21 protein-coding genes are annotated in these 23,248 nt (G+C 57.8%); 7 read left to right on the plus strand and 14 right to left on the minus strand.

Features of this window, described 5'->3' with window-relative positions; all coding sequences use genetic code 11:
• Window positions 1-247: 247 nt before the first annotated feature.
• Window positions 248-883 (plus strand): hypothetical protein, encoded by a 636-nt coding sequence (locus VNL17_03285; protein ID HXI83096.1) that lies wholly within the window; start codon window positions 248-250, stop codon window positions 881-883.
• Between the two features lie 228 nt (window positions 884-1,111).
• On the opposite strand, the gene VNL17_03290 is transcribed toward VNL17_03285, so the two are convergent.
• The 3 genes from VNL17_03290 to VNL17_03300 form a co-directional block, all read right to left on the minus strand.
• Window positions 1,112-2,179, minus strand: coding sequence for a Fic family protein (locus VNL17_03290; GenBank protein ID HXI83097.1), 1,068 nt, complete (start codon window positions 2,177-2,179; stop codon window positions 1,112-1,114).
• Window positions 2,180-2,450: 271 nt separating this feature from the next.
• On the minus strand, window positions 2,451-3,296 hold the full coding sequence (locus VNL17_03295; protein ID HXI83098.1) for a serine protease: 846 nt from the start codon (window positions 3,294-3,296) through the stop codon (window positions 2,451-2,453).
• Window positions 3,297-3,410: 114 nt separating this feature from the next.
• Window positions 3,411-3,587, minus strand: a complete 177-nt coding sequence (locus VNL17_03300; GenBank protein HXI83099.1) for a hypothetical protein — start codon at window positions 3,585-3,587, stop codon at window positions 3,411-3,413.
• A gap of 157 nt (window positions 3,588-3,744) precedes the next feature.
• Between VNL17_03300 and VNL17_03305 the strand changes: the two genes are divergently transcribed.
• Window positions 3,745-4,038, plus strand: a complete 294-nt coding sequence (locus tag VNL17_03305) for a GYD domain-containing protein (GenBank protein HXI83100.1) — start codon at window positions 3,745-3,747, stop codon at window positions 4,036-4,038.
• Window positions 4,039-4,065: 27 nt separating this feature from the next.
• Here the strand turns inward: VNL17_03305 and VNL17_03310 are convergent, their stop codons facing one another.
• The 10 genes from VNL17_03310 to rnr form a co-directional block, all read right to left on the minus strand.
• Window positions 4,066-5,007 (minus strand): thiamine pyrophosphate-dependent enzyme, encoded by a 942-nt coding sequence (locus VNL17_03310; GenBank protein HXI83101.1) that lies wholly within the window; start codon window positions 5,005-5,007, stop codon window positions 4,066-4,068.
• Between the two features lie 11 nt (window positions 5,008-5,018).
• Window positions 5,019-6,821, minus strand: a complete 1,803-nt coding sequence (locus VNL17_03315) for a 2-oxoacid:acceptor oxidoreductase subunit alpha (GenBank protein HXI83102.1) — start codon at window positions 6,819-6,821, stop codon at window positions 5,019-5,021.
• 193 nt (window positions 6,822-7,014) lie between these two features.
• Window positions 7,015-7,761 carry a hypothetical protein gene (locus VNL17_03320; protein HXI83103.1) on the minus strand — a complete coding sequence of 249 codons (747 nt, stop codon included), beginning with the start codon at window positions 7,759-7,761 and terminating at the stop codon, window positions 7,015-7,017.
• 21 nt (window positions 7,762-7,782) lie between these two features.
• Window positions 7,783-9,237, minus strand: coding sequence for an excinuclease ABC subunit UvrC (locus tag VNL17_03325; protein HXI83104.1), 1,455 nt, complete (start codon window positions 9,235-9,237; stop codon window positions 7,783-7,785).
• A 68-nt stretch (window positions 9,238-9,305) separates the two neighbouring features.
• Window positions 9,306-10,904 (minus strand): murein biosynthesis integral membrane protein MurJ, encoded by a 1,599-nt coding sequence (gene murJ / locus VNL17_03330; GenBank protein ID HXI83105.1) that lies wholly within the window; start codon window positions 10,902-10,904, stop codon window positions 9,306-9,308.
• Entirely contained in the window at window positions 10,901-12,016 is a 1,116-nt protein-coding gene (waaF, locus tag VNL17_03335) for a lipopolysaccharide heptosyltransferase II (protein ID HXI83106.1), read from the minus strand. Before waaF ends, murJ begins: the two co-directional genes overlap by 4 nt.
• Window positions 11,985-13,145, minus strand: coding sequence for a tetraacyldisaccharide 4'-kinase (gene lpxK / locus VNL17_03340; protein ID HXI83107.1), 1,161 nt, complete (start codon window positions 13,143-13,145; stop codon window positions 11,985-11,987). The genes waaF and lpxK overlap by 32 nt, the downstream gene beginning before the upstream one ends.
• Window positions 13,146-13,353: 208 nt before the next feature.
• Window positions 13,354-14,316 carry a hypothetical protein gene (locus VNL17_03345; protein HXI83108.1) on the minus strand — a complete coding sequence of 321 codons (963 nt, stop codon included), beginning with the start codon at window positions 14,314-14,316 and terminating at the stop codon, window positions 13,354-13,356.
• A 39-nt stretch (window positions 14,317-14,355) separates the two neighbouring features.
• Window positions 14,356-15,102, minus strand: a complete 747-nt coding sequence (locus VNL17_03350; protein HXI83109.1) for a PEP-CTERM sorting domain-containing protein — start codon at window positions 15,100-15,102, stop codon at window positions 14,356-14,358.
• A gap of 306 nt (window positions 15,103-15,408) precedes the next feature.
• Window positions 15,409-17,556, minus strand: coding sequence for a ribonuclease R (gene rnr, locus VNL17_03355; GenBank protein HXI83110.1), 2,148 nt, complete (start codon window positions 17,554-17,556; stop codon window positions 15,409-15,411).
• Between the two features lie 26 nt (window positions 17,557-17,582).
• Between rnr and VNL17_03360 the strand changes: the two genes are divergently transcribed.
• The 4 genes from VNL17_03360 to VNL17_03375 all read left to right on the plus strand — a co-directional run bounded on the left by VNL17_03360 (window position 17,583) and on the right by VNL17_03375 (window position 21,481).
• The gene (locus tag VNL17_03360) at window positions 17,583-18,896 is read left to right on the plus strand and encodes a hypothetical protein (protein ID HXI83111.1); all 1,314 of its coding nucleotides are present in this window, start codon (window positions 17,583-17,585) and stop codon (window positions 18,894-18,896) included.
• A gap of 76 nt (window positions 18,897-18,972) precedes the next feature.
• Window positions 18,973-19,557 carry a GTP cyclohydrolase I FolE gene (gene folE / locus VNL17_03365; protein ID HXI83112.1) on the plus strand — a complete coding sequence of 195 codons (585 nt, stop codon included), beginning with the start codon at window positions 18,973-18,975 and terminating at the stop codon, window positions 19,555-19,557.
• Complete coding sequence (miaB, locus tag VNL17_03370; protein HXI83113.1) at window positions 19,557-20,939, plus strand: tRNA (N6-isopentenyl adenosine(37)-C2)-methylthiotransferase MiaB; 1,383 nt, start codon at window positions 19,557-19,559, stop codon at window positions 20,937-20,939. The genes folE and miaB overlap by 1 nt, the downstream gene beginning before the upstream one ends.
• Window positions 20,936-21,481, plus strand: coding sequence for a hypothetical protein (locus tag VNL17_03375; protein HXI83114.1), 546 nt, complete (start codon window positions 20,936-20,938; stop codon window positions 21,479-21,481). Before miaB ends, VNL17_03375 begins: the two co-directional genes overlap by 4 nt.
• A gap of 47 nt (window positions 21,482-21,528) precedes the next feature.
• Here the strand turns inward: VNL17_03375 and VNL17_03380 are convergent, their stop codons facing one another.
• A complete protein-coding gene (locus tag VNL17_03380) occupies window positions 21,529-22,113 on the minus strand; it encodes an FKBP-type peptidyl-prolyl cis-trans isomerase (GenBank protein ID HXI83115.1) in 585 nt (194 codons plus the stop codon).
• Window positions 22,114-22,188: 75 nt separating this feature from the next.
• Here VNL17_03380 and budA point away from each other — a divergent pair, with 75 nt between their 5' ends.
• The gene (budA, locus tag VNL17_03385; protein HXI83116.1) at window positions 22,189-22,992 is read left to right on the plus strand and encodes an acetolactate decarboxylase; all 804 of its coding nucleotides are present in this window, start codon (window positions 22,189-22,191) and stop codon (window positions 22,990-22,992) included.
• Window positions 22,993-23,248: the final 256 nt, after the last annotated feature.

The raw sequence follows: 23,248 nt of genomic DNA on the forward strand, positions 1-23,248 counted from the left end.
CTCGCCAACCCAATAAATTACTGGCGGATATAGTTACTGCCCGATGCCGTCGTAGCCCGCCCAATTCCCAAGTATTAACCCGTGTTTTCTGTAGTCGCGGGCTTCAGCCTGCGTTCCCCGGCTTAGTTGTAGGCAGCGTGCCCTCACGCGGCGGCGGACTCGGCCTGCATCCCCCCAATGCTTGCTTGCCCGTGCGAACTTGCTACACTCCTGCCTGCAGGGCAGCGGTAACTTATGATGAGCACTCATGGACACTGATCTCATAATAAAAGTCGCTACAGCAATCGTCGTCGTATTTGGCGCGGTACTTGGTCTCTTTCAGTTTTTAACCACAAAGCGTTCGCATGTGTATCAGAACTCAAAAGTTGAAATGGAACTCCTTTCGCAGAGTATCGCAGCCCACGAAGCTGAATCAGACTACAAGACGTTTCTAGTGGATGTTCGCAAAGAGAAAATTACTTTCCTGGTCTTTGGTATTCCAATTCCAAACGCGGACCTGGAGCGAGTGATCGCGTACTATAGAAAAGCAGAAGGCAGGGTGACAACAGGAGATATTGCCAAAGCTTGGCAGTATCGCGGTCCCAGTACCAAGCCGCTATCCTTCCAACTTAGCGCTTCGACTAGGGCAGAATACATTCTCAAGTTGGTTTATGCAGTGTGTTGTATCGTAGCGGCCGCCGGAGGAGTCTTAGCCGCCTCAGTGTTTATGATCCGTTCGAAAGATGTTATCCTTCTTATCTGTCTTTCTGTGATTTCGTTCATTTTCATTGTTTGGACCAATCAGGATTTATTTACTGCTGTGGGGCTGGCCAAGCTCGAAAAGGAAAGATCCAAGGGTGGCAGTACAGTCGCGCTGCCTCTCGATGGCTCTGTCGGAAAATAGTTGCAGCGTCAGCGCTAATTGATTTGTGCCAACTAGAGCAGGGGACTCATAATTCTAAAGGGCTTTTTGTCACATTCCATCTCGGGTATGCTCCTGTCGCCTAAGCCAGTTAAAGTAAGCCGTTCGTCAGCTATCCACTCTGTCTCACCTCGTCCGGAATTGCCTCATTTTTACACGAGGAGTGACAAGTAAGAGTGACAACTGTTCTTACTAGCGTTGAACTCGGCCCTAGGATCGCATTCGTTTCTTCGCTAAATGGTCGTCTTTGACTCTCTCGTAAGCACGGATCCATTGCGTGAATGCCGTGCTAGTATAGTACTCAATCCAAGCCGTCAGGTCTTCGCGTTCAGACAGCCAGTTCACTTGACCGGAGTACAACGCCTCATAGTACTTCCGTCGCGTTTCCACGACCACATTATCAACAGGATAAAACCGCGCGAAGTGATAACCGGACTTCTCTAGCAGGTACGTGGACAGCAACCTTGCCGTTCTACCATTGCCATCCGCAAATGGATGAATTGCAAGAAAGTCCAGAATATACTCTGCAGTCAGAAGAAATGTTGAATACTCAGCATGTTTTCGCGCGAGTTTCCACTTCTCTGCATACCTCTCCGTAATTCTGCGCAAGAAGACCTCGGTCTTTTCAGGCGGAAGCGTCTCAACGTGATACCCTGCTCCCTCTATAAAAATATGCCCCGTTTTAATTCGTCCAGCCGTCTCCCCCTTTGTGCTTTCAAACATCCGCTTATGCAACTCAAGCAAGAACTCATACGTGAGAACGCGGAGCGGTTTCAAGCTCAGCGCCCACATGTATGCTTCGTATATTGAACGGATAGCCGCAATTCGACCCCGAAGCTCTTCGTCCGCCTCGCCCCCTTCGTGTTCGCTTTCAGGAGTCTCGAGCAGCACTAGCTTATCCGCATGGACCGATTCGCCTTCTATTTCGCTGCTCGCATTCACACTCTGGGCGATCATCCAGTTGATCCCCTTTTCCTGCTTCCACACACTTAGGTCTTCAGATGTGAATTCGCTGACATCAAATCGCGCTCTCGCAAGTCGTTCCAGTTTTCCCAGAACCCACGGGGACAAATTGTACCGCAGGCCCGTTCGCTTGGGCTCCGGCGAATCCGGGTTAATCAAGTTACTGTACGCTCGTGTACCTCCACCGCAAACATCAATCCCCGTCCTCGCCGTAACCGCCATGCCCGCTGGCTTTTCGAGGTCCAGTTCTTTCCCAGAACCCAGAATCGAAGTGTGCGCGGTTCCAATTCCCGCTTTCTTAGATTTGCTTTTCATAGTTTCTACAGCACAACACTACAGTTTTCCAGCGCAACTGACAAGGCTCTGACGCAGTTTGCACTTGTACTCGTACTCCACAACAAAAAAGCGCCAAAGGAACACTCGGACGGCTGCCGCCCCAGTTTCCCTCTCGACTCCATTCCCCACCTGATACGAGGGCACAGATGGATCGTCCTGGGCTACACGCGCTGGACTCCGCCACTCTCGGTAACCCGCGACGCTTCGCCCGCAGCATTAGGCCCAGTCGACCATCTGCGCTCGGGGTGTATCACCAGCACAAATCAACGACAACGTCCATTGGCTCAGCTACTGAATATCCTGAATTCTGGATGTAGATGTTGGTGTAACCGTGCTTGGTGTTCTTCCATTCGTCAACAAAGGGAACGAACTGCGTAACAACTCCTACAACTTTGAATTCTGACCCTCCGAACCCTATAGGATTCACGACCATAACCGGACCTCCACTGTTTCCATAGTACACCGGGCAGTCCAAAATCAGGGTGTGGGCTTGAAAATTCCTTCCAGCTACAATCCCGCGCCTCAAAAGCGGCTTTTCGTATTCGATTTGTGGCACCTGCTGCATGCCGATGCTGCTGGGATATCCGAAAATATACACTTCGTTTCCGATCGGTACGTCCTTAAGGCGTGTGACAGTCTCCGGCGCCACCTCGAGCTCGCCCCCCGGCGGTGTATCGATTCTTCTAAAATACTTGTTCTGCGTTACAAGCACCATCTGGCCGCTTGCGTTGGTTACAACCGTACCGATTTTACAGATGGCGATATCGTGCGTAGGATGCAGCCGCACTAGTTGGTCAGCCTGAAGTGCAGCCAAGTTTACGATGTTGTGATACCGATTGGTGCTTTCCAACCCACCCTTGCTGTAGCCGAATACATGAAACTCATCACCATAGAATTTCTTCCCATCGTAAATTACATGCTTTGCGGTGACGATGTAGGCGGAATTACTGCCGTCGCGAAAATAAAACCCAGAACCTTCTTGCCCACCGTCGAATTGAAGCAGGAGAGGCATAACTAAATTTCCGGCCGGCATCATTTCAGCACCATCAACTTGAACCGCTGCCAAGAAGCTGAGTATTAGGAGTGTGTGTTTCATACCTGTACAGACTTCATAACGCGCAAACTCATTAAACCTTAGAAGAAACCACGAGGAAAGCACAAAACGGATTCCACCCCCACCTAGAATTGTGGACCTCGACAGCCCACACCCTCAGCAGGGGTTCCCCAAGTGGTTCTCCGGCAACCAAACTTCGACACCATCGGCTCCGTCCACCCACAATGCGTAATTCCTCAGCGCCTGTTGGAGGATGCCGTAGCTTTTTCGCCGGCTGATTCCCACGACTCCTGCACGAATGCGGCGATATTCGTCCCCGAGCCAACTTCGCACGTGAATGTCTTTAACCCGGCACCAATTCACGAGGTCAGCGTTTCACGGTTTACAGATGCCTGCGGCAGTTGCTCACCGCGATTGATGGCACTCGCCTTGCCGTGGAACGCGTGGCATACTGACGGCGGAAACCCAACCAGCGAAAGGATGGTACATCATGGCCAACTACATCGCATTGCTCCAGTTGACTGATCAGGGCATTCGCAACGTCAAGGAAACCACCAAGCGCGCGGCAAGCATGACCGAAATGGCGTCGAGAATGGGCGTGAAAATCACGGACATCTTTTGGACGCTAGGTCCGTACGACGGCGTAATCGTCGCCGAGGCACCCGACGACGAGACCATGACCGCATTCACGCTCAAGAGCGCCTCGTTCGGGAACGTGAAGACGCTGACCCTGCGCGCCTTTCGGGCCAACGAGATGGATGGGATCCTGAGCAAGGTCAAGTAGCGCTGCTCTTGTTCATCGCCGGCGGGCTTACATCAACTCTTCGATCAACGCCTTGGCGATCTTGGGATCAACACCGAGGGGGCGGTGGGCCAACGGGCCGCCTTCGGCGAGTACCGGTTCGAGTTGGTCGAGTGCCGGAACCCCGTCCTGTTTCCAGAACAAGCCGACAGGGATTTCGTCACCCCACTGGCAGGCCCGCTCCATGGCGGCGTGGAAATCGGCTGGGTCGTGGCCCAGTTCTTCGAGCGCTTTCACGCGCGGTCGGAACCATTGGTAGGTGTTGTCTTTGTTGTACGTCACGCACGGGCTGAAAACGTCAATGAGGGCGAAGCCGCGGTGCTGGATTCCGCCCTTGATGAGTTCGACGAGCTGTTTTTGCTGGCCGCTGAAGCCGCGGGCGACGTAGGTCGCCCCGCCGGCAATAGCCAGCGCGAGCGGGTTGATCGGGCGTTCCACATTACCGAACGGCGTGCTCTTGGTTTTCATGCCGGACACGCTGGTTGGCGAACACTGGCCGGTGGTCAGCCCGTAAATCTGGTTGTTCATCACGAGGTAGGTCAGGTCGTAGTTGCGGCGCATGCAATGCACGAAGTGATTGCCGCCGATGCCGTACCCGTCGCCATCACCGCCGGTGGCGATGACCTTCAAGCTGTGGTTGCCCAATTGAACGCCGCTGGCAACGGCCACCGCGCGCCCGTGAAGCGTGTGCATGCCGTAGGTGTTGATGAAGCCAGGCAGGTTTGACGAGCAGCCGATACCGCTGATGACGATGACTTCGTGCGGGTGGAGGCCCAGTTCGGCCAGCGCCAACTCCAAGGAGGCGAGCACGCTGAAGTCGCCGCAACCAGGACACCAATCCGGGTCGATCTTTCCCTTAAAATCCTTCGCGGTGGGTCGTGCGCCCGGCGATTTGATATCAGGAGTCGCGGTCGCGGGCACTGGTGTCGAGGCATGTGTTTCGGCTGGCATGGTTGGTCTCCTTACACAATGTATTCGTGGACGGGCACGTACACCTTGGTGGTGCGCGCCAGGATTTGTTTCACTCCATTGACGATGTGATGCGGCATGAACGGCTCGCCGTCGTATTTGCGGATGTGGCCGGTCGGGACGAAGCTGGTTTCGGAACGGAGGTAGCGCGCGAATTGTCCGCTGTAGTTGTTCTCCACGATAATGGTCGTCTCGCATTTCGCCAGGACTGACAGGATCTCGTCCGCGTGCAGCGGTACGAGCCATTTGACCTGCAGGTTGTTGGCCACGATGCCTTCTTCGCCGGCGAGTTTCTCGCACGCTTCACGAATGACGCCCTGGGTTGAGCCCCAACCGATGAGCGTAACCGGCGCGCTGGTGGGGCCGAACAGTTTCGGTGGCTTGATGAGCTGTAGCACGCCGTCCATCTTGCGCATCCGTTTTTCGTGCATCGCCTGCCGCTTGTGCGGGTGCGTGAACTCGTCGCTGATGAGCACGCCGTCTTCCATGTGTTCGTCGGTGGCGACGACATGGACGTGACCGGGCGTGCCGGGCAGGGCGCGTGGCGAGACGCCGCTTTCGGTGATCTTGAACCGCTTGTAACCACCTTCCGGCGGTGGAGTCTCCCCATTGCCGTTGCCGTGCCAGCCGATGATTTCGCCGCGGTCAATCGGTGGACTGAAATTGAATTCGCTCGGCTCAATGCTCGAACGGCCTTCGGAGAGCAACAAATCGGTCAGTACGATGCCGGGGCACTGGAATTTCTCAACGAGGTTGAACAATTCAGTGACCGTGTTAAAGCAGTCGGGGATGCTCGTCGGGGCGACGATGACGCGCGGGTAATCACCCTGGCCCGCGCCCAGGACTTGCCAGAGGTCGCCCTGCTCGGTCTTGGTCGGAACGCCCGTCGCCGGGCCGGCGCGCTGGACATCGATGCAAACCACAGGAATTTCCATCATCGCCGCCGCGCCGAGCGCCTCCGTCATCAGCGCGAAGCCACCCCCCGAGGTGGCGCACATCGCCCGGCAGCCGGTATGCGCCGCGCCGATGGCCATGTTAATCACGCCGATCTCGTCTTCGACCTGCCGCACCATGATGCCGAGTTTGCGCGCGTTGCGAGCCATCCAGTGCAGCACGCCTGTGGCCGGACTCATCGGGTAGGCGCAGTAGAATTTCACGCCGGCGGCGGCCCCGCCCATGGCCAGCACCTGGTTGCCTTCGACGAACGCGTAGCGCTTGCCGGTGTCCGGCAGGGGATTGGCGAAAGGTTTGAAGTGTTCTGCGGCGTAATCGTAGCCGGCGCGGGCCACCCCGACATTTTCGGCGATGATCGCCTCGCCCTTCTTGGCGAATTGTCGCGCGAGGATATCTGCGAGCAACTGGAAATCGATGCCCAGCATTTGGAGTAGTGCTCCAAGCGCGATGGTGTTTTGCGCACTCGGGATTTTGCTCGTCCCGGCCAGCTCACGAACGGGCAACGGACACATCTGCACCCCTTCGTTGGGTGAGCCCGGCTTGACCTTCTCACCGTCATACAGGCAAACGCCGCCCGCGCGCAGGTGATTCAGATGGCGGTTCATCGTGTCCTGGTTCAGGGGGATTAGCGCGTCAATCTTGTCACCCATGCTGCCGACCCGGTCGACGCTCGCGCGCAGGATCAGGAAAATATGTCCGCCGCGAATGATGGACTGGTAGGCGTTGTACGCGTTGAGATGAAGACCGCGTCGCACCAGAATTCTAGCTAGAATATCTCCCGGGGTGGCAATGCCTTGCCCAGCCGCGCCGCCGATGCCCACTGCAAAATCGATTTTGCCCATGGCTAACTCCTCTTGGCGAAGCGACAAGCCCAGATCGATTTTTGAGGCTGCTGCGTTGAACGCTGACCCGTCGCCTCAGCGCAACCATACATTGCGTTGTTTTTGAAAAAAAGACAAGCACTAACCCAACCCGTAGTGGTGGGCTGGAACTGGGATGTTCACCGATCGGTCCGTCAAACCCCATTCGCAAGCCTCAGAGCGGCCGCTTACTCTCGGCCATTCGAACGCTCGCATTTGAGCGCACCAACGCGGCGAACGGGGCCAACAATTGCTGGTCGGCGTCGGGCATTTGGGAAATCTGCTCTAACAGTTTCTGCGGATCGGACTGCGCTTTCTCGCTCAACGTGACCGGGTTGTGGACCACCTTCGCGAAATGTTTGTCCACCGTCCCACGAAGAAACACGGAAAACATTTGCGCCATCGTCGCCAGCACCACGTTGTCCACTTTCACAAATGCCGCGCGCGTGTACTCGATCTCGTCGCCGGTCTTGGCGTGATAGTCCAGGACCGCCACGCCGCGCCCGGTCGCGTCGAACAATCCGTGCTGTGTGCCGGCCACGTAGATGACGCGTTTGCCATCCGCCGCGTACATGTTGAGCATGTAACCCGCCGCGCCTTCGTGGTCGTCCGCAGAGAGCCGGCCCTCCGCATCCCGCGTTGCACGGTACGTGATCAGCCCGACCTTTTGCGCCAGCGCCGAGCAGGACTCCATATGATCGAACAGATACTCGAACACCGGGATTCGCGCCCTGAATACTTCCGCGGTGTAATCACAGTGCAGCGTAACACGGTCCGTCACCTCATGCACCAGGGCGCGGTTCGTAACGGTCAGCGAATCGAAGGGAATCAACCGCGAGGCGACAGCGTCATCCTCCGCGCGCACAGAAGCCGTGCACAAAACTCGCAAGGACAAGAACACAAGGAAAGCGACCCGCCGCATGGCGCAACGCTACGGCAGCCCTTACCGATTAGCGAGGAATTCCTTCAGCGCCGCCGCCATCTTCGAGCCGATACCGGTCACTTCCGCGATTTCTTCGGCGGTCGCTTCGCGGAGACGGTGGATCGAGCCGAAATGTTGCAGGAGCGCCAGCTTGCGTTTCGCGCCGAGACCGGAGAATTCATCGAGGACGGATTCTTGCACGCGGCGTTTGCGCAGTTTCTGGTGATAACTGTTCGCAAAACGGTGCGCCTCGTCGCGTAGGCGTTGAATCAGGTGCAGGGCAGGGGAGTTGCGCGGCAGGCGGATCGGCAATGTCTGGTCGGGCACATGGATTTCCTCCATCTGCTTCGCGAGACCAATCACGCGCAGTTCGCGAATATCCAATTTCCGCAACGCATTGAGCGCGGCCATGAGTTGGCCTTTGCCGCCATCGACCATCACCAGGTCGGGCAACGCACCGCCCTCCGCCTTTACCCGCGCGTAACGCCGTCCCACGACCTCGGCCATGGACGCGAAATCATCGCTGCCTTCCACCGTCTTGATGCGGTAATGCCGGTAGTGATCTTTATTTGGCCGGCCACCTTGGAAGCAGACGCTCGAAGCCACCGACAACGTGCCGCTGATGTTCGAAATATCAAACCCCTCAACGTGCTGTGGCAATACCGGCAGATTAAGCACCTTCTGCAGTTCCTCCATCTCGCTTTGCCATTCAATCTTCGGCGACAGGTCACGGGCGAACTTCCGGTCCCGTGACGCGCGCCCGATTTCACGAAGGCTGTTGATCACATCGCGGAGTTCAGCAGCCCGTTCGTATTTCTTGGCGCCTGCCGCCGCGCGCATTTCCTCTTCAAGTTGCACCACCGCTTCCTTGTTCCTGCCGTCGAGAAACTCACAGGCCATATCCACGAGCCGCAAGTATTCTTCATGCGGTATGTCCGCCAGCGGCACCGGCACAAGATAGGTTGAGTACTTCAGGTCCTTCGCCTTCGGCGCACCCGTCCCTTGCACCAGCACGCCGTACTTCTTGCGAATCCACTGCATGACCAGCCGCACCGCACCCGCGTGCACGAATGGCCCGAAATAGCGCGCCCCATCGTCCTTCTTCAACCGCGCGAACTTGAACCGCGGGTACTCCTCATTCAAGTTGACCTTCACCATCAGGAACCGCTTGTCGTCCTTGAACATCGCGTTGTAGCGCGGCTTGTACTCCTTGATCAGCTTGCCTTCCAGCAGCAACGCCTCGGGCTCGCTCTTCACTACCAGCACCTCGAAATCGGCGATGGAACCGATCAGCGCCTGCGTCTTCGGGTCCCACCGCATCTCGCGCGATGGATGAAAATATTGACCTACCCGCTTCCGCAACGAACGCGCCTTGCCGACATAAATGACACGCCCCAATTTGTCGCGCATCAAATACACGCCCGGCTTGTTCGGCAGGTCGCGGACCCTGGATTTGAGTTGTGGCCCTTCGCTCATCGGTACAGTGAATCATACCCGATTTGCAGGAGAATTTGGAGTGCACGACAGCTGTTGCGTCAGCTGGGTTACTTCGCCCCGAATCGCAGCACACCCAGCGCTTCGCCCATCTCGGTGACACGGAGCAGCTTGCAGGCCGCGCCGAAGACGATCACGGCGACGGCCATCGACGCAAACATGTCCGCATAACGATTGAATTCGCAAAGCCGATGCGTGCCGTAGGCTGCAGCAGTCATCACCGCCGAGGCCGCGGCAATTTTTACCAGCGAACGCAGCAGCGTGGACACTTCAATGCGGCCGATTTTGCGGCGCATGAGCATCAAGAGCAGGAAGAAATTGCAAAGCGCCACCATCGATGTCGAGAGCGCGAGCCCGGCCGGCCCCATGCCAAAAGTGATGGCAAAGAGATAATCAGTGCCGGCGTTAACGACGATGGAAGCGATTGTCACGTACATCGGCGTGCGCGAATCGCCAAGCGCGTAGAACGAGGGCGCGATGATTTTACCGGCGGCGTAGCCCACGAGGCCGACCGAAAAGGCCCGCACGCACGCCGCTGTTTGCGCGGTCGCGAACGCGTCGAATTTGCCGTGTTGGTAAATCGCCGAAATGATGGGGGTGGCCAATACCCACAAGCCGCAGGCCGCCGGCAAGCACAGGAAAAACGCCAGGCGGATCGAGCGGGCAAGCGTCCTGCGGAATTCAACCATATCACCGCGCACCGCATGTGCACTCACCGTCGGCAGCGTCGCTGTCGCAATGGCCACCCCGAACACGCCAATCGGGAATTGCATCAACCGAAACGAGCAGTTCAGCCACGACACAGCGCCACTCCCACTCGGCCCGGACATCTGCGGCCACGACGCAAACCATTGGTCCGTGAAAATGTTCACCTGGACGGCTGCCGTGCCGATGACCGACGGGCCGAGCAATCGCAGGACTTGGCGGAAACCGGGATCGTTCCAGTCGAGAATGGGTTGGTAGTGATAGCCCACCTTGCGCAGGCTCGGAACCTGGATAATCCATTGCAGCGCGCCGCCAATGAGCGTGCCGATACTCATGCCAATCACCGCGCGGTTCGCCAGCGCCGGATTGTGCAGAAACCCCGGCGCTAGAATAAGCGCGAAGGCCAGGCCGCCGATGACCGAACCGATATTAAACATCATCGAGGCGCTAGCCGGCACGCCGAAACGACGCTTCGCATTGAGCATTCCCATCGCCAGCGCCGCCAACGCGACCATCAACAGGAACGGGAACATGATCCGGGTCAATGTGGTGGTCAGCTCCACTTTGCCCGGAATCTGGCTGAACCCCGGTGAAATCATGCGCACAAGCCAGGGCGAGATGATAACGCCAACCAGCGTGATCACTGCAAGGACAAGAATCAGTGCGTTCAGGACGAGATTCGCCAGCCGCCACGCCGACTTGTCCCCTTCGGCCGACAGCTTCTGCGAAAACGTGGTGACGAATGCCGCCGACAACGCACCCTCCGCAAACAGGTCACGCAGCAGGTTCGGGATGCGAAAAGCAGTGAGGAACGCGTCAAACTCGCGATTGGCGCCGAAGAGATAGGCCAGCACCTGCTCGCGGACGAGGCCGAGCACGCGGCTGCCAAGGACCGCCAGGCTGACGGTGCGCGCCGAGCGGGCGACGCTTTGCGGTTCGCTCATGATGGCGGACGATTCGGGTCTTCGACGCCCAGTTGTTTCAGCATGGCCTTGACGACTTCGTCGACCTGGACGCCTTCCATGCAACGGAAATCGATCGGGCATTCACGCAGAAAGCAGGGGCTGCATTCGACGGGTTGACGAATTATGACGCTGCGGGGCGAGAGCGGACCGGTAAGCTCGGGCGAAGTCGATCCCCAGACGCTGACCACGGGCGTGCCAATGGCTGCGGCGATATGCATCGGGCCTGTATCGTTGGTCAGGAGCAGCTTGCAGAACCGGAGCAAGGCGCACAGGTCCAGCAGCGTGGTCTTGCCGGCGACATTGATGATGGAGCTCTCTCCCAACCCCGCGTCCCGAAGCTGCGCTTCGATCTGGTCGGCAATCCCGGCATCGCGTGGGCCGCCCACGATGAGCCAGCGGGCGTTGGTGTGATCGGAGACCTTGATCGCGGTTTCGGCGAAACGCTCGGCCGGCCAGCGTTTTGCGGGGCCGTATTCAGCGCCCGCGTTAATGCCGATGACCGGACGACCGTCGTCCCGCATAAACTTGTTAAGCGCCGGCATCTCTTCAGGGGCGACGCGGATTCGTGGTGGGACCGGTTCGCGGTTGCCGCCAAGGTACGCGATGATGTCGAGGTAATGCTCCGACTGGTGCCGCGCGGAGCGAAAAACCTTTATTTGAAAGGTTTTGCCCGCGACCGTGCGCTTCTCATAAGCAACCCGTTCCGACCGTCTTCGGCGGACGACGTCGGTCAAGAGGAAGCGGCGCCAGTGTCCGGCAAAGCCGACCCGGCGCGGGATTCCGGCGCGTTTACATTCCCAGGCGGAACGGAAAGAGTTGGGGAAGATGACGGCAACGTCGAACTCGCGTTCACGAAGATCGCGGAAGTTGGGTTGGTCGCCAAAAGGGATGATTTCGTTGAGGAATGGATTATGGCGCCAGAGATCGGTGAGTTTGCCGGGACAGAGCAGGACCATATGTGCGTGGGGCGCCATTTCGCGCAGGCGCTGGACAGCCGGCATGGTCATGACCGAGTCGCCGATCCAATTGGCCGCGCGAATGAGAATACGGGGCGCGTTGCTATCGATGGCAGATCCTGGCAACAGCGTCATCGAAGTCCTTTGCGCCGGAGATAATGCGGATTTCCACCCGCAAGTAATAAATGGGAATATCGCGACGGTCAATCTTTGGAAAGCGGACCGCATCTTTTTCGGTGGTGAGAATGGCGCCCGCGCCGCGCTTGAGGCTGCGATTGATCATGTTAATGATCTCCTGCTGGGAGTAACGGTGGTGGTCCGCATAGCGCTTGGCGTAAATGACGTTCGCACCCAGGCCACGGAGCCCATCCTCGAAGCTCTCGGGGACGGCGATGCCGGAAATGGCGGCGACTTGAAGGCCCTGCAGCGTTTCCAATGGATGACGTTCGCTCGTGAAGACGTCCTGCAAATAGAGCGGCTGGTGGGCGCATTCGATGATTTCGGCCTTCTCATTGAACTGGCGGATGGCTTTCCGAAGTTTTTTTGCGCCACGTTCACTCGATTTGGTGATGAAAATGTAATGGGCGCGCTTCAGATTGGCGATCGGCTCGCGCAGCGTGCCCCGGGGCAGGAGATAGTGATTGCCGAAAGGGCTGTTGCGGTCGATCAGGCAAATGTCGAGGCGACTCTTCAGCGCGAGATACTGGAAGCCGTCGTCGAGCAGAAGCGTGTCGCAGCCGAACTTTGAAATGGCGTAGCGGCCACTCTTGACGCGGTCTTTGTCGACCAGGACGACAACGTCCTTGAGATTGGACGCCAGCATATACGGTTCGTCGCCAGCCTGGTCGCTATCGAGCAGCAATGACCTGCCGTCGGACACGATCTTGGGCGGGACCCGGTCCTCTCGAAAGGTGATTTTGGCAACAATCCGTTGCCAGAGGGGGCGCGGGGTGCTCTTGTAGCCCCGCGAAAGAATGGCGACCCGGCGCCCACGTTGTTGGAGCGCACGGGCGAAGACCTCCACCACGGGTGTCTTGCCGGTGCCGCCGACACTGAGGTTGCCAATGCTGACGACCTGGCAGCCGAGGGTGTGGTCCCGGAAGATGCGGTGATGCCAGAGAAGCAAACGGGCTTGAATGGCCACTTCGTAGATCTTGGACAGGCCAAGCAACCCCGCACTGGTAAGTCGCGCGGGCCAATCACGACGCCGTTCAAAGATGACGTCGAGGACATACTGCTCGACGTTTTCAGTCCATTGCCACATGTTCGATGTATAGTGCCGTAGCGTGAGGTGAGGGTCAAGCCAACGGCTGATTTCGCGGCGGCTCAACCGCCGCATTCCTCGACGAGAAACGGCGGAAAGATGAACCCATCAGCGTTACTCGAGGAACAACTGTTGTTTTGGCGGACTACGTTCGACGCTTCGCGAAGAAAAGTGTCCTGAGACCGACCACAGAGAGGACCGGGGCCGTCTATGGATGGGCATCAATGCGAAAAAACTGCTGGGGCGCAGCGCTCGGACCGCAGTTGAAGTTGGTCAGGCCGCCGCTACCGGCGATGTTACTCAAAATGGTGCTCCACGTGCCCGCGACCAGGTTTGTTGTGGTTTGGACGTCATAGTGAGCATTGGTGGAGGTCGTCAGGCCCAGCATGATATCCGCCCCGCTGAAAAAGATACCCGATATGCTGGCGGCCGACCCAGCCGTCAACACTACGTTGTCAATACCGCCACTGCCACCGTTTCCCAGGCCGTCCGTGTCGCCAATGCTGATCCCCGCCTGGTTGATCGGATGGCTGGAACCGATGGGCGCGTTGTTGGCGAAGGAGACGCCGTTGATGCTCAGGCTGAACGTACGCGCCGGCAGATTCAGGCTGAAATTGATGTTCTGAAGATTGCTGCGAACCAAGCTGGTCGCAAATGAGTACAGCGCCGTTAGGGAATTGGTGGGTCCATCCACCGATTGCACCGCCACAATATTGGTCGTGGTCTCCGGGTAGTTCAGGGTGATCGACGTCACGTTGGAACCGGGTGGACCTGACTGGCCGAATGTCACCTTGGCGCCAACGACGGAATCAAGTTGCAACTGCATGCTCAGGGTCACGGCATTAGACGAGACGTTGCCGATCTGCATCAAGAAATTGCCGACGCCCTGACCGGCGTTATTGCAAACGAGGGGTTGATTCTTCAAATTAAGGAACGCAGGGAAGATGACAGAAAAGACCCCGCTGGGATTTGATCCGCCCGGGGCATAGGCGGAAAAATCGTTGGGCGGTCCACTTGCGTTGGTATACGTTGTACCCGGCGAGAACTGACCGAAGGTGATGTTGTACAAGATCTGGGCGTGAGATTCTACGGGAACCAGCAGTTCGATCACACAGGTAATAACTGCGGCGAGCCAAACACCAATACCAGACACCTTTAGACTCGATCCCATTGCGTAAGTCCTCCACCCCCGCTGCTGTCAGGGTGCCGTTTAGCGCCGGCGACGTCGCAGAAGAGCCATTCCCGTGAATCCTGCCGCAACCAAGGCCAGCGCGCTTGGCTCGGGAACCTGGGTGAACGTCTGGTCGATGGTCGAAATACTCGCAAAAGCCGGCAATGAAGCTGTGACAATCACGTCCTTGGAGAGGGTCAGGAAAGGCTGAGGCGGCTGGATCGCCAAACTGTCTGAGAGCTTATTTGTCGTTGTCGAAGCAAAAACGAACATCTGCCCAGCAAGTTGGTTGTTGTTGGTGAACACTTGCTCGACCACTTCTGCCAGACCCGTACCGGTCACAGTTCCATTGAAAAGGAGGTTCGCTTTGGAAATCAGATTGGGCGAATTGGTCACCGCGACCTTGTAACCGAGAATCATGTCCATGGGGTTGGAACCGGACACAATCGCTCCACTGAATCGAATCCCAAAATCACCGTTGATCGTGATCGAAGTGACGTTGATTTGACTGGCTGAGAAATCGCCGCTGATGCTGAAATTCGAAAAGTCCTTGTCGCCAACGAGAACGTCTCCGCCATCATTCGTCAAGCTCGCCAAACTGACAGTCGGCCCGATAACGATCTGGGCACTGGCGGTGGGAGCATACGCTACAGCAACGGCGACAATCGCGCAGATCGCAAAAAGATACTGGCAGGAAAGAACGAAAGAAGACTCCGGGCGTTTGCCTCGGTTGGTCACGGTCCTGAATTCGCTTGTGCAGGAGAAAAGCTTTTTAATCGTCCACATTATTCTACTCGCCCTTCCGATCCCTAACCCAAACAAATCTCCAAAGTGAAATCTATTGCTTCGACGACTTTGACTCTGCGCATCCTAGTAAACCCAGTGATCGAAGTCAAGGCAGAAGCGAAAATTACTGCTACTAAGCACTTTCCGTCAGTATGACTAAGTCTGCAAACGATGCAAAAAAGCTGCAAGACATTCTGAATCAATAGGATGCTAAAACCACGGACTTTGCAAGGTCCAAGAGAGATGCTCAGAACACTATTTTGTTCCAATTCAATTTGCCGTTTTGTTCAAGATATAAGACTCCCCCTACAAAACGACCCGAAAATCAATCTGGCGCTTGAAAACGTCAACGCGCTCCACCTGTACGCGGACTTTATCCCCGATCTGGATTACACGCTTGGTACGCCGCCCGACTAGGCGTTCCTGGCGCTCATCGTATTGGTAGAAATCGTCCTCCAGCGTGGACACATGGACGAGACCCTGGACCAGGCTTTCCGGCAGCTCAACGAAGATGCCGAAATTCCGGACCGTGCAGACCACGGCTTCCATCACAGCCAATTTGCCGCGCGCCAACTGCTGCTGGAAATACTCCAGCTTCTTCAACTCGACCGACTCCTCCTCCGCCTCGGCGGCTACGCGCTCCGTCTGGGAGATGTGCTCGGCGGCGCGGGTCAACTCCTGGAGACTATAGCGGCGCGGGGAAGTCTTCCCCTTCGCCAGCAAGGACAACAAGGTGCGATGCACGATCAGGTCTGCGTACCGCCGGATCGGTGAAGTAAAATGGGTATAGAACTTCTTGGCCAGCCCGAAGTGGCCCACGGGAACGGGTGAGTAGCGGGCCCGCTTTAACGAACGCAACAACGCCAGGTTGATGGCGTACTCCTCCGGTTTGCCCTCGACCTGTTTCAGGAGCTTTTGCAACTCCTGCCGGTGCGCCACGTCGCCGACCTTGTAACCGAAACTCTGCGCGTATCGCCGAAAGTCGCGCAACTTTTCCAGGTCGGGGTCATCGTGGATCCGGTAGATGCACGGAATCTGCAACTGGCAAATGTGTTTGGCGACCGCCTCGTTTGCCGCCAGCATGAACTCCTCCACGAGCTGGTGGGAAATATCGTAATAGATCTTCTCGATATGCGTCGGCTTTCCGTTCTTATCGAGGCGAACCTTGACCTCGGGAAAATCCAGGTTCAGCGAACCGTGCGCGAAACGCTGTTGGCGGAGACGCGAAGCCAGCCGCCACATCTTTTTCAACTCGTGCGTGAGTTCCTCATGGTCGTCGCGCGACTGGAGGCGCGCAAACGCTTCCTTGTAGGTCAGCCGTTGCCGGGAGCGGATGACACTGAGCGCAAACTCCATCTTGCGGACCACCATTTTGGGCGTGAACTCGATGAACACCGATTGCGTGAGCCGGTCTTCATTGGGCCGCAGGCTGCACAGGTTGTTCGAAAGCTTTTCCGGCAACATGGGCAGGACGCGATCCACGAGATAAACACTGTTGCCGCGCGCATTCGCCTCGCGGTCGAGCGCGCCGTCGGGCTGGACGTAGTGCGAGACGTCGGCGATGTGCACGCCGAGACGCCAACCGCCACCCGGCAATTCGTCCACGTTCACCGCGTCGTCAAAATCCTTCGCGTCGTCGGGGTCAATGGTGACGATGAACTTCCCGCGCAGGTCGAGCCGATGTTCGTATTCGGCGCGGGAAATCTTTTCCGGGATGCGGGCGACTTCGGCCAGGGTTTGTTCCGAAAAACCGATCGGCAGGCGATGCTTGCGAATGATGGCCACGATGTCCACGCCGGGCGCGTCGGATTTGCCAAGCACCTCGACGATCTCGCCTTCGGGACTCGCGTGCCGCGATTTCCATTCAAGCAGCTTGACGACGACCTTGTCACCGACCTGCGCGTTCAACGCGGGCCGGGTGTAAACGTCATGCGGCATGCGCGGGTCGTCGGGGATGACATAGTGAACGTGCTGGCCCTTCTGCAGGGTGCCCACGACGATTTCGCTGGCACGCTCCAGGATGCGAATCACCACACCCGCGGGTTTATCAGCCGCCTTGAATTTCCGCCGGTCGCGATGCAACCGGACCACCACCTTGTCACCGTGCAACGCGATGCCCGTGTCTTCTCCCGCGACGTAGATGTCGGGCCGCGGCTCGACAGGAGTCGTCGTCTCCGCGGGTGGCTCGGGACGCAGAAAGGCAAAGCCCTTTTCATTGAACTCGATTCGTCCGACGACCAGATCGGCGTCGTGCGGGAGGACGAAACGGTCGGTGCGGACGCGGACGACCTCGCCTTTGTCCAGCATTCCGGCCAGGACGCGGCGGAAATCGCGGCGCTCGGCAGAGTTTAGGCGGAGCTTTTTGGCCAACTCGTCGCGGCGGAGTGGATGGTAATTTGGCGTGGCGAGAAGCGTCTGGATTTTCTGGCGGATGTCCATTAGAGTGCGCGGCACGTTAGCACGGGCGGATAAGCCCACCAATGAAAAAGTTTTTCCTCAAGCTCGCGTTCCTGGTGTTGTTCCTCGCGCTTGGCTTTCTCGGCTGGCGCAATTTTGAGTTGCGTCAAACGTTGGAGAGTTTGCGGGGCGAGATCACCCAACTGGAGCAGGAGCGCCGGGATTTGCAGGCCAAGGTTTCCGCTGCGCAACGCGGTCCCAAGCCAGAAGAACAAGCCGGGGACCGCCAGAGCATCGAGCAGCAGACCAGCGAATTGCGCGGCCTGCCGTTCAAGAGCCCGGTGAATTATAAAATCATCGACCGCTCGGAATTGCGACGCGTGCTCGTGGAGAAGGTGAAGGAACAATATACCGAGCAGGAAATGCGCGATTACAGCCGTACGCTGGCGGCGGTCGGGCTGGTTCCCGAGGGCACGGATCTGCTCAATGTGCTGGTCAGCCTCTACAACGAGCAGGTCGCGGCTTTCTACGTGCCGGAAGAGCATTCGCTGTACACATTCAAGGACCTCGTGTTTTCCAGCAATCTCGACAAGATGCTGCTCTCGCATGAACTCACGCACGCACTGCAAGACCAGAACTTTGATTTGTTGAAGTTTCCGCTCAAGGTGAAGACCAACGATGATCTCGCGCTGGCCACTTCCGCGCTCGTCGAAGGCGACGCGACCGTGCTCATGACGCGCTGGTACATGGAGAACGTCGATCCGAGCAAGATGCTGGGCGATGTGGGCGCGATGTTCAGCCAGAACACAACGAAGCTCCGCGAAGCGCCGCCGTACTTGCGCGAAATGCTGATGTTCCCGTACCAGGAGGGCCAGCAATTCGTGACAACGCTGTACAGCTCCGGCGGCACCGCTGCGATCGACACGGCGTTTCGCCATCCCCCGACAACCACGAAGGACATTCTTCATCCCGACAAGTTTCTGCATCAGCGCGCTACGCCCGAACATCTCGATCTTCCCAAGCTTGAAGCCGGAGATTGGCGGTTGATCGGCAGCAATAGCCTCGGCGAATTTGGGACACGCTTCGTCCTGGGGCAGGGCATGGGAGCTTACGATGCCCAGATACAGGCAGAAGGATGGAACGGTGATCGCTACCAGGTTTACGAACGAGGCACGAATGGACCGACCGCTCTCGTGTGGGTGATCGCTTGGGAAACCGAGCCGCAAGCAGCGGAGTTCGCCGCAGCATACAAAAAGGTGATCGAGAAGCGGACTGCGACTCCCGCCCCGACCCTGCGCATTCACCGCGAAGGCAAACACATTACCGTCATCCAATCACCCGACCCCGCCTTCGTGGATTTGTGGGAAGCAAGTCATGCTGTACGGAAAGCCAATTGAGCTCGGATCAACGCAGTTCCTCGCATTGACCATTCCCAGACGCTGGGCTATGGTGGGCAGATTCTGAGGGTGGCGAATGCCAAATCACCAAACAATTGATAAGAAGAAAATCCGCGAAGCGGTGCACCTCTTACTGGAAGCCATCGGCGAGGATCCGGACCGCGATGGTTTGCGCGACACACCGGACCGTGTGGCGCGCATGTACGAGGAGATCTTTGGGCAGGGGGAGCAGGAGCCGCATCTTGCGCTTAGTAAAAAATTCGATGAGCACCATCATGAACTCGTGCTCGTCAAAGACATCACTTTCTTCTCCATGTGCGAGCATCATCTCATGCCATTTTTTGGAAAAGTGCACATCGCATACATTCCCAACGGTCACATCGTCGGCATCTCGAAGCTGGCGCGGGTCGTGGAATCGTTCGCCCGCCGCCCGCAGGTGCAGGAGCGCATGACCAGCCAGATCGCGGATATCATCAACCACGAACTCAAAGCCGATGGCGTGGCGGTTGTCTGCGAAGGCGTCCACACCTGCATGACCATGCGCGGCGTGAAAAAGCCCGGCTCATCGGTCATCACTTCCGCCATGCGCGGCGCGTTCGAGAAGAATGTCACCAGCCGCACCGAACTCATGGCGCTGATCTATAGCCAGTCGACCGTCTGATGATGAAGAAGGTTTACATCAAGACCTACGGCTGCCAGATGAACGAGCGCGACAGCGAGGCCGTGGCGGCAATGTTGCGCGCGCGCGGTTACGCGATCATCCCCTCCGAGCGCGATGCTGATGTGATCCTGCTGAACACCTGCAGCGTCCGCGACCTCGCTGAACAAAAGGCCATCGGCAAGATGACCTCGCTCGCGCATCTCAAGCGCCGCAAGCCCGACCTCGTGCTGGGTTACCTCGGCTGCATGGCCCAAAGCCGCGGCGGCGAACTCGCCGAAAAACAATCCGCGGTCGATCTGGTTGTGGGCACCCAGCGCTTTCATCACGTCCCCGATTACCTCGACCAGATTTTCACGCGTCGCCGCGAGGACGCTGATCTATATGATGAAGAGTTGAAGGCCATCGTGGACGTCGCGGAAGAATCTGGTAGCGAATCCACGATCAAGGACCACGTCCTCGGCACAAACGGCAATCGCCAGGTCACCGCGTTCGTCAGCATCATGCAAGGTTGCGACATGTACTGTTCGTTCTGCATTGTGCCCTACACGCGCGGCAGCGAACGGAGCCGGCCGATTGCGGAAATTGTCGAGGAAGTCCGTCAACTCGTCGATCAAGGCGTGAGGGAAGTCACCTTGCTGGGCCAGATCGTGACCAGTTACGGACGCAAAGACATTGGAAAGCAGGATGGCAAGTCCGCGTTCGTCCAACTCCTCGAAGCTGTGCACGAAGTGCAGGGACTGGAACGCATTCGTTTCACGTCGCCGCATCCAAAAGGTTTCGGGGACGATCTGGTCGAAGCCTATCGCGATTTGCCGAAACTCTGCGAGCACGCGCACCTGCCCATTCAGAGCGGCTCGAATCGGCTGTTAAAGGCCATGAATCGTGGGTACAGCCGCGAGTGGTATCTGCGGATCCTCGACAAACTCCGGGAGGCGCAACCGAACATCGCGATCAGCACCGATGTCATTGTGGGTTTTCCGGGTGAAACCGAGGAGGACTTCGAGCAAACCGCCTCACTCATGCGCGAAGTGGAATTCGACCAGGCCTACATCTTCAAGTACTCACCGCGCCGCGACACGCCCGCCGCCGAGTTGCCCGATCAACTCAGTGACGACGAGAAGGAAAAGCGCAACCAGATCGTTTTGGAAATCCTGAACGAGCGTATGAACCGCAAGAATCAGGAACTCGTCGGCCAAACCGTTGAAATCCTCGTTGAAGGCCGCAGCGAGAAGGCGGGCAAACGCATGTTTGGCCGCACGCGCACCAACAAGATCGTGCTGATCGACGGCGACGAGCGTCATCACGGTGAATTGCTGCCGGTGCGCATCGACCGCGCCACCACCATCACACTTTACGGCGATCCCGCCATCCACAACCTATGACACGACTAGCCATCACCTCGACCATCCTCGGCACGGCGATTATTGCCGGCCGACTTCCGGGCATTATTGCCCCGGAGAAATTCAGCGCGGAAGCGCGGAAGTTTCCGCGCTCGGTGTTATGGGGACGCATCCTCATGGGAGTCTGTGCGGTCTGGGCAGGCATTGTGTTGTACTTCTTCGCCGCCGTCGACGACTTCGCGTGGGTCAAACCGTTTATCGTCATCGGGATTCCGATCGCCTACTGGCTGGTGATCCAATACGCCGACCAGTTTCTCGCCCTTCGCGGCCTGGCCGCCCTGATGTTGCTGATTTCCAAGGTCGTGCTCAATGCCGCCGACATCAGCGATTCCCCGTTACGCCTCGTCGTCACCGTCTTGGCCTACATCCAGGTCTGCGGCGCGGTCTGGATGGCCTCCGCGCCGCATCAGGTCCGTGACTGGATCGCCTTTATGACAGCCAACACCGCCCGTTGCCGGTTCGCCTGTTCGGTGGGGGCCGCCGTCGGCGTGTTCCTGGTCTTGCTGGGGCTCTTCGTGTACTGAACACGCTAATCCTCATTGTGATGTAGCCGCACCCTTCAGGATGCGTTTTAATTCACGCCGAGAAGTTCAACTTCGAACACCAGCGTCGCATTCGGGGGAATCACGCCGCCCGCACCTCGTTCGCCGTAGCCGAGGCTGGAGGGGATCGTCAGCTTGCGAATTCCGCCCACCTTCATTCCTGCAACACCCTGGTCCCAGCCCTTGATGACCTGACCGGCGCCGAGTTGGAAGCTGAATGGTTGCCCGTGGTCCTTGGACGAGTCAAACTTCGTGCCGTCGGTGAGCCAGCCCGTATAGTGGACCGTCACTTGTTTGCCCGCGGCGGCCTCGGCGCCCGTGCCGACCTTGGTATCTTCAATTTTCAATTCGGTCACAGTAGCTCCTGGTTGTGCGGGTGCAGCAGTTGTGGGTTGGGGTGTCGCACCGATCGGCGGCGGTGATACGGCATCAGCTGGCGATCGGTTCGTCGCAGCGGCTGCTGCTGGTTGCGCCGTCGCATCTTGCTTCGGTGCCTCGCTCGGCGAACAAGCCGTCCCGAGGACAACCAGCCCGAGAACGAATGCGTACGCGGTGGCAAATCGATGCATCGTCGTGGATGTGTTCTTCATGATCATGACGGAAAGTGTAGCCACCGTGAACGTCGATTGCAAGTGCACCGACAATTTGTGCTTGCTCCGGGGTGTGGCCGACGCGTTCAATCCGACATCGTGAAACCGATTCGCCACCGGCAGCGCCCGCGCAGTTACCTGATTGCGTTGCTCCTCACCGTGTTCGTTGGCTGCGCGACGGATAACAGCAATCGCCAGACGCTCGTGCAGTACTCGACCATCAATGCCCTACTTTCGGGCGTGTACGATGGCGATTTGACGTTCGGTCAGCTCAAGCGGCACGGGGACTTCGGACTGGGCACGTTCAACGCGCTCGACGGCGAGATGGTTGCGCTGGACGGCAACTTCTACCAGGTCAAGACCGACGGGACGGTGGCGCTGGTGGCCGACGCGATGTTGACGCCGTTTGCGACCGTGACGTTCTTCAAGCCCGACCACTCGCTCTCGTTGACCAACTCCCTTGACTTCCACGGCATCGAGCACGCCCTCGATCAGGTGCTGCCCGACAAGAACGCGTTCTACGCCATCCGCATCGAAGGCGTGTTCGCCAGCGTCAAAGCCCGCAGCGTCCCGCGTCAACACCTGCCGTATCCGCCGCTGTTGGAAGCCGCCAAACGACAATCCATCTTTGAGTTCCATCACGTGCGCGGCACGATGGTTGGGTTCCGCGTGCCCGAGTACGCCGGGAAACTCAATGTGCCCGGCTACCATTTCCACTTCCTCACCGCCGACCGCCACGCTGGTGGCCATGTCCTCGCCTGCCGGATTCAAAGCGGCAAGGCGGAGATCGATCGCACCACCCGCTTCCTCATGATCCTGCCCCAACACGGCGCCTTCGCCGAAACCGACATCGCCCAACCGCGCAATGAGGAACTCGGGACCGTGGAAAAAGGCGAGCCGTGATGGGCTGCCAACTTTGGCTTTCAAAAAACAGACATGCTGTGTAAAACTTGCCTAACAAAAAGACGCAAAGCAGAGAGGTTTATGGCTTGGGAAGTAGTTAAAAGAGAAGACAATGCTGAAGGATCTGATAACGCGTTTATCAGCGTCGCGTATGAGCGCATTGCATTCAGCGCACAATTTGTCAGAGTTGCCGACTTAAGCGCGAACATGCGGGTTACTGTACAAGCGGACCCCCCAGAGTTTTAAATTGGGATTC

The organism is Verrucomicrobiia bacterium (genome assembly GCA_035577545.1).
Classification (GTDB): domain Bacteria; phylum Verrucomicrobiota; class Verrucomicrobiia; order Palsa-1439; family Palsa-1439; genus Palsa-1439.

What these genes read in the sequence shown, in the direction of transcription:
- VNL17_03350 (HXI83109.1), bottom strand. Translation starts at nt 15,102, where the DNA reads ATGTGGACGATTAAAAAGCTTTTCTCCTGCACAAGCGAATTCAGGACC.
- VNL17_03290 (HXI83097.1), bottom strand. Translation starts at nt 2,179, where the DNA reads ATGAAAAGCAAATCTAAGAAAGCGGGAATTGGAACCGCGCACACTTCG.
- VNL17_03320 (HXI83103.1), bottom strand. Translation starts at nt 7,761, where the DNA reads ATGCGGCGGGTCGCTTTCCTTGTGTTCTTGTCCTTGCGAGTTTTGTGC.
- VNL17_03310 (HXI83101.1), bottom strand. Translation starts at nt 5,007, where the DNA reads ATGCCAGCCGAAACACATGCCTCGACACCAGTGCCCGCGACCGCGACT.
- VNL17_03360 (HXI83111.1), top strand. Translation starts at nt 17,583, where the DNA reads ATGAAAAAGTTTTTCCTCAAGCTCGCGTTCCTGGTGTTGTTCCTCGCG.
- VNL17_03295 (HXI83098.1), bottom strand. Translation starts at nt 3,296, where the DNA reads ATGAAACACACACTCCTAATACTCAGCTTCTTGGCAGCGGTTCAAGTT.
- VNL17_03305 (HXI83100.1), top strand. Translation starts at nt 3,745, where the DNA reads ATGGCCAACTACATCGCATTGCTCCAGTTGACTGATCAGGGCATTCGC.
- folE (HXI83112.1), top strand. Translation starts at nt 18,973, where the DNA reads ATGCCAAATCACCAAACAATTGATAAGAAGAAAATCCGCGAAGCGGTG.
- VNL17_03325 (HXI83104.1), bottom strand. Translation starts at nt 9,237, where the DNA reads ATGAGCGAAGGGCCACAACTCAAATCCAGGGTCCGCGACCTGCCGAAC.
- waaF (HXI83106.1), bottom strand. Translation starts at nt 12,016, where the DNA reads ATGACGCTGTTGCCAGGATCTGCCATCGATAGCAACGCGCCCCGTATT.
- lpxK (HXI83107.1), bottom strand. Translation starts at nt 13,145, where the DNA reads ATGTGGCAATGGACTGAAAACGTCGAGCAGTATGTCCTCGACGTCATC.
- VNL17_03285 (HXI83096.1), top strand. Translation starts at nt 248, where the DNA reads ATGGACACTGATCTCATAATAAAAGTCGCTACAGCAATCGTCGTCGTA.
- VNL17_03375 (HXI83114.1), top strand. Translation starts at nt 20,936, where the DNA reads ATGACACGACTAGCCATCACCTCGACCATCCTCGGCACGGCGATTATT.
- VNL17_03345 (HXI83108.1), bottom strand. Translation starts at nt 14,316, where the DNA reads ATGGGATCGAGTCTAAAGGTGTCTGGTATTGGTGTTTGGCTCGCCGCA.
- VNL17_03315 (HXI83102.1), bottom strand. Translation starts at nt 6,821, where the DNA reads ATGGGCAAAATCGATTTTGCAGTGGGCATCGGCGGCGCGGCTGGGCAA.
- murJ (HXI83105.1), bottom strand. Translation starts at nt 10,904, where the DNA reads ATGAGCGAACCGCAAAGCGTCGCCCGCTCGGCGCGCACCGTCAGCCTG.
- miaB (HXI83113.1), top strand. Translation starts at nt 19,557, where the DNA reads ATGATGAAGAAGGTTTACATCAAGACCTACGGCTGCCAGATGAACGAG.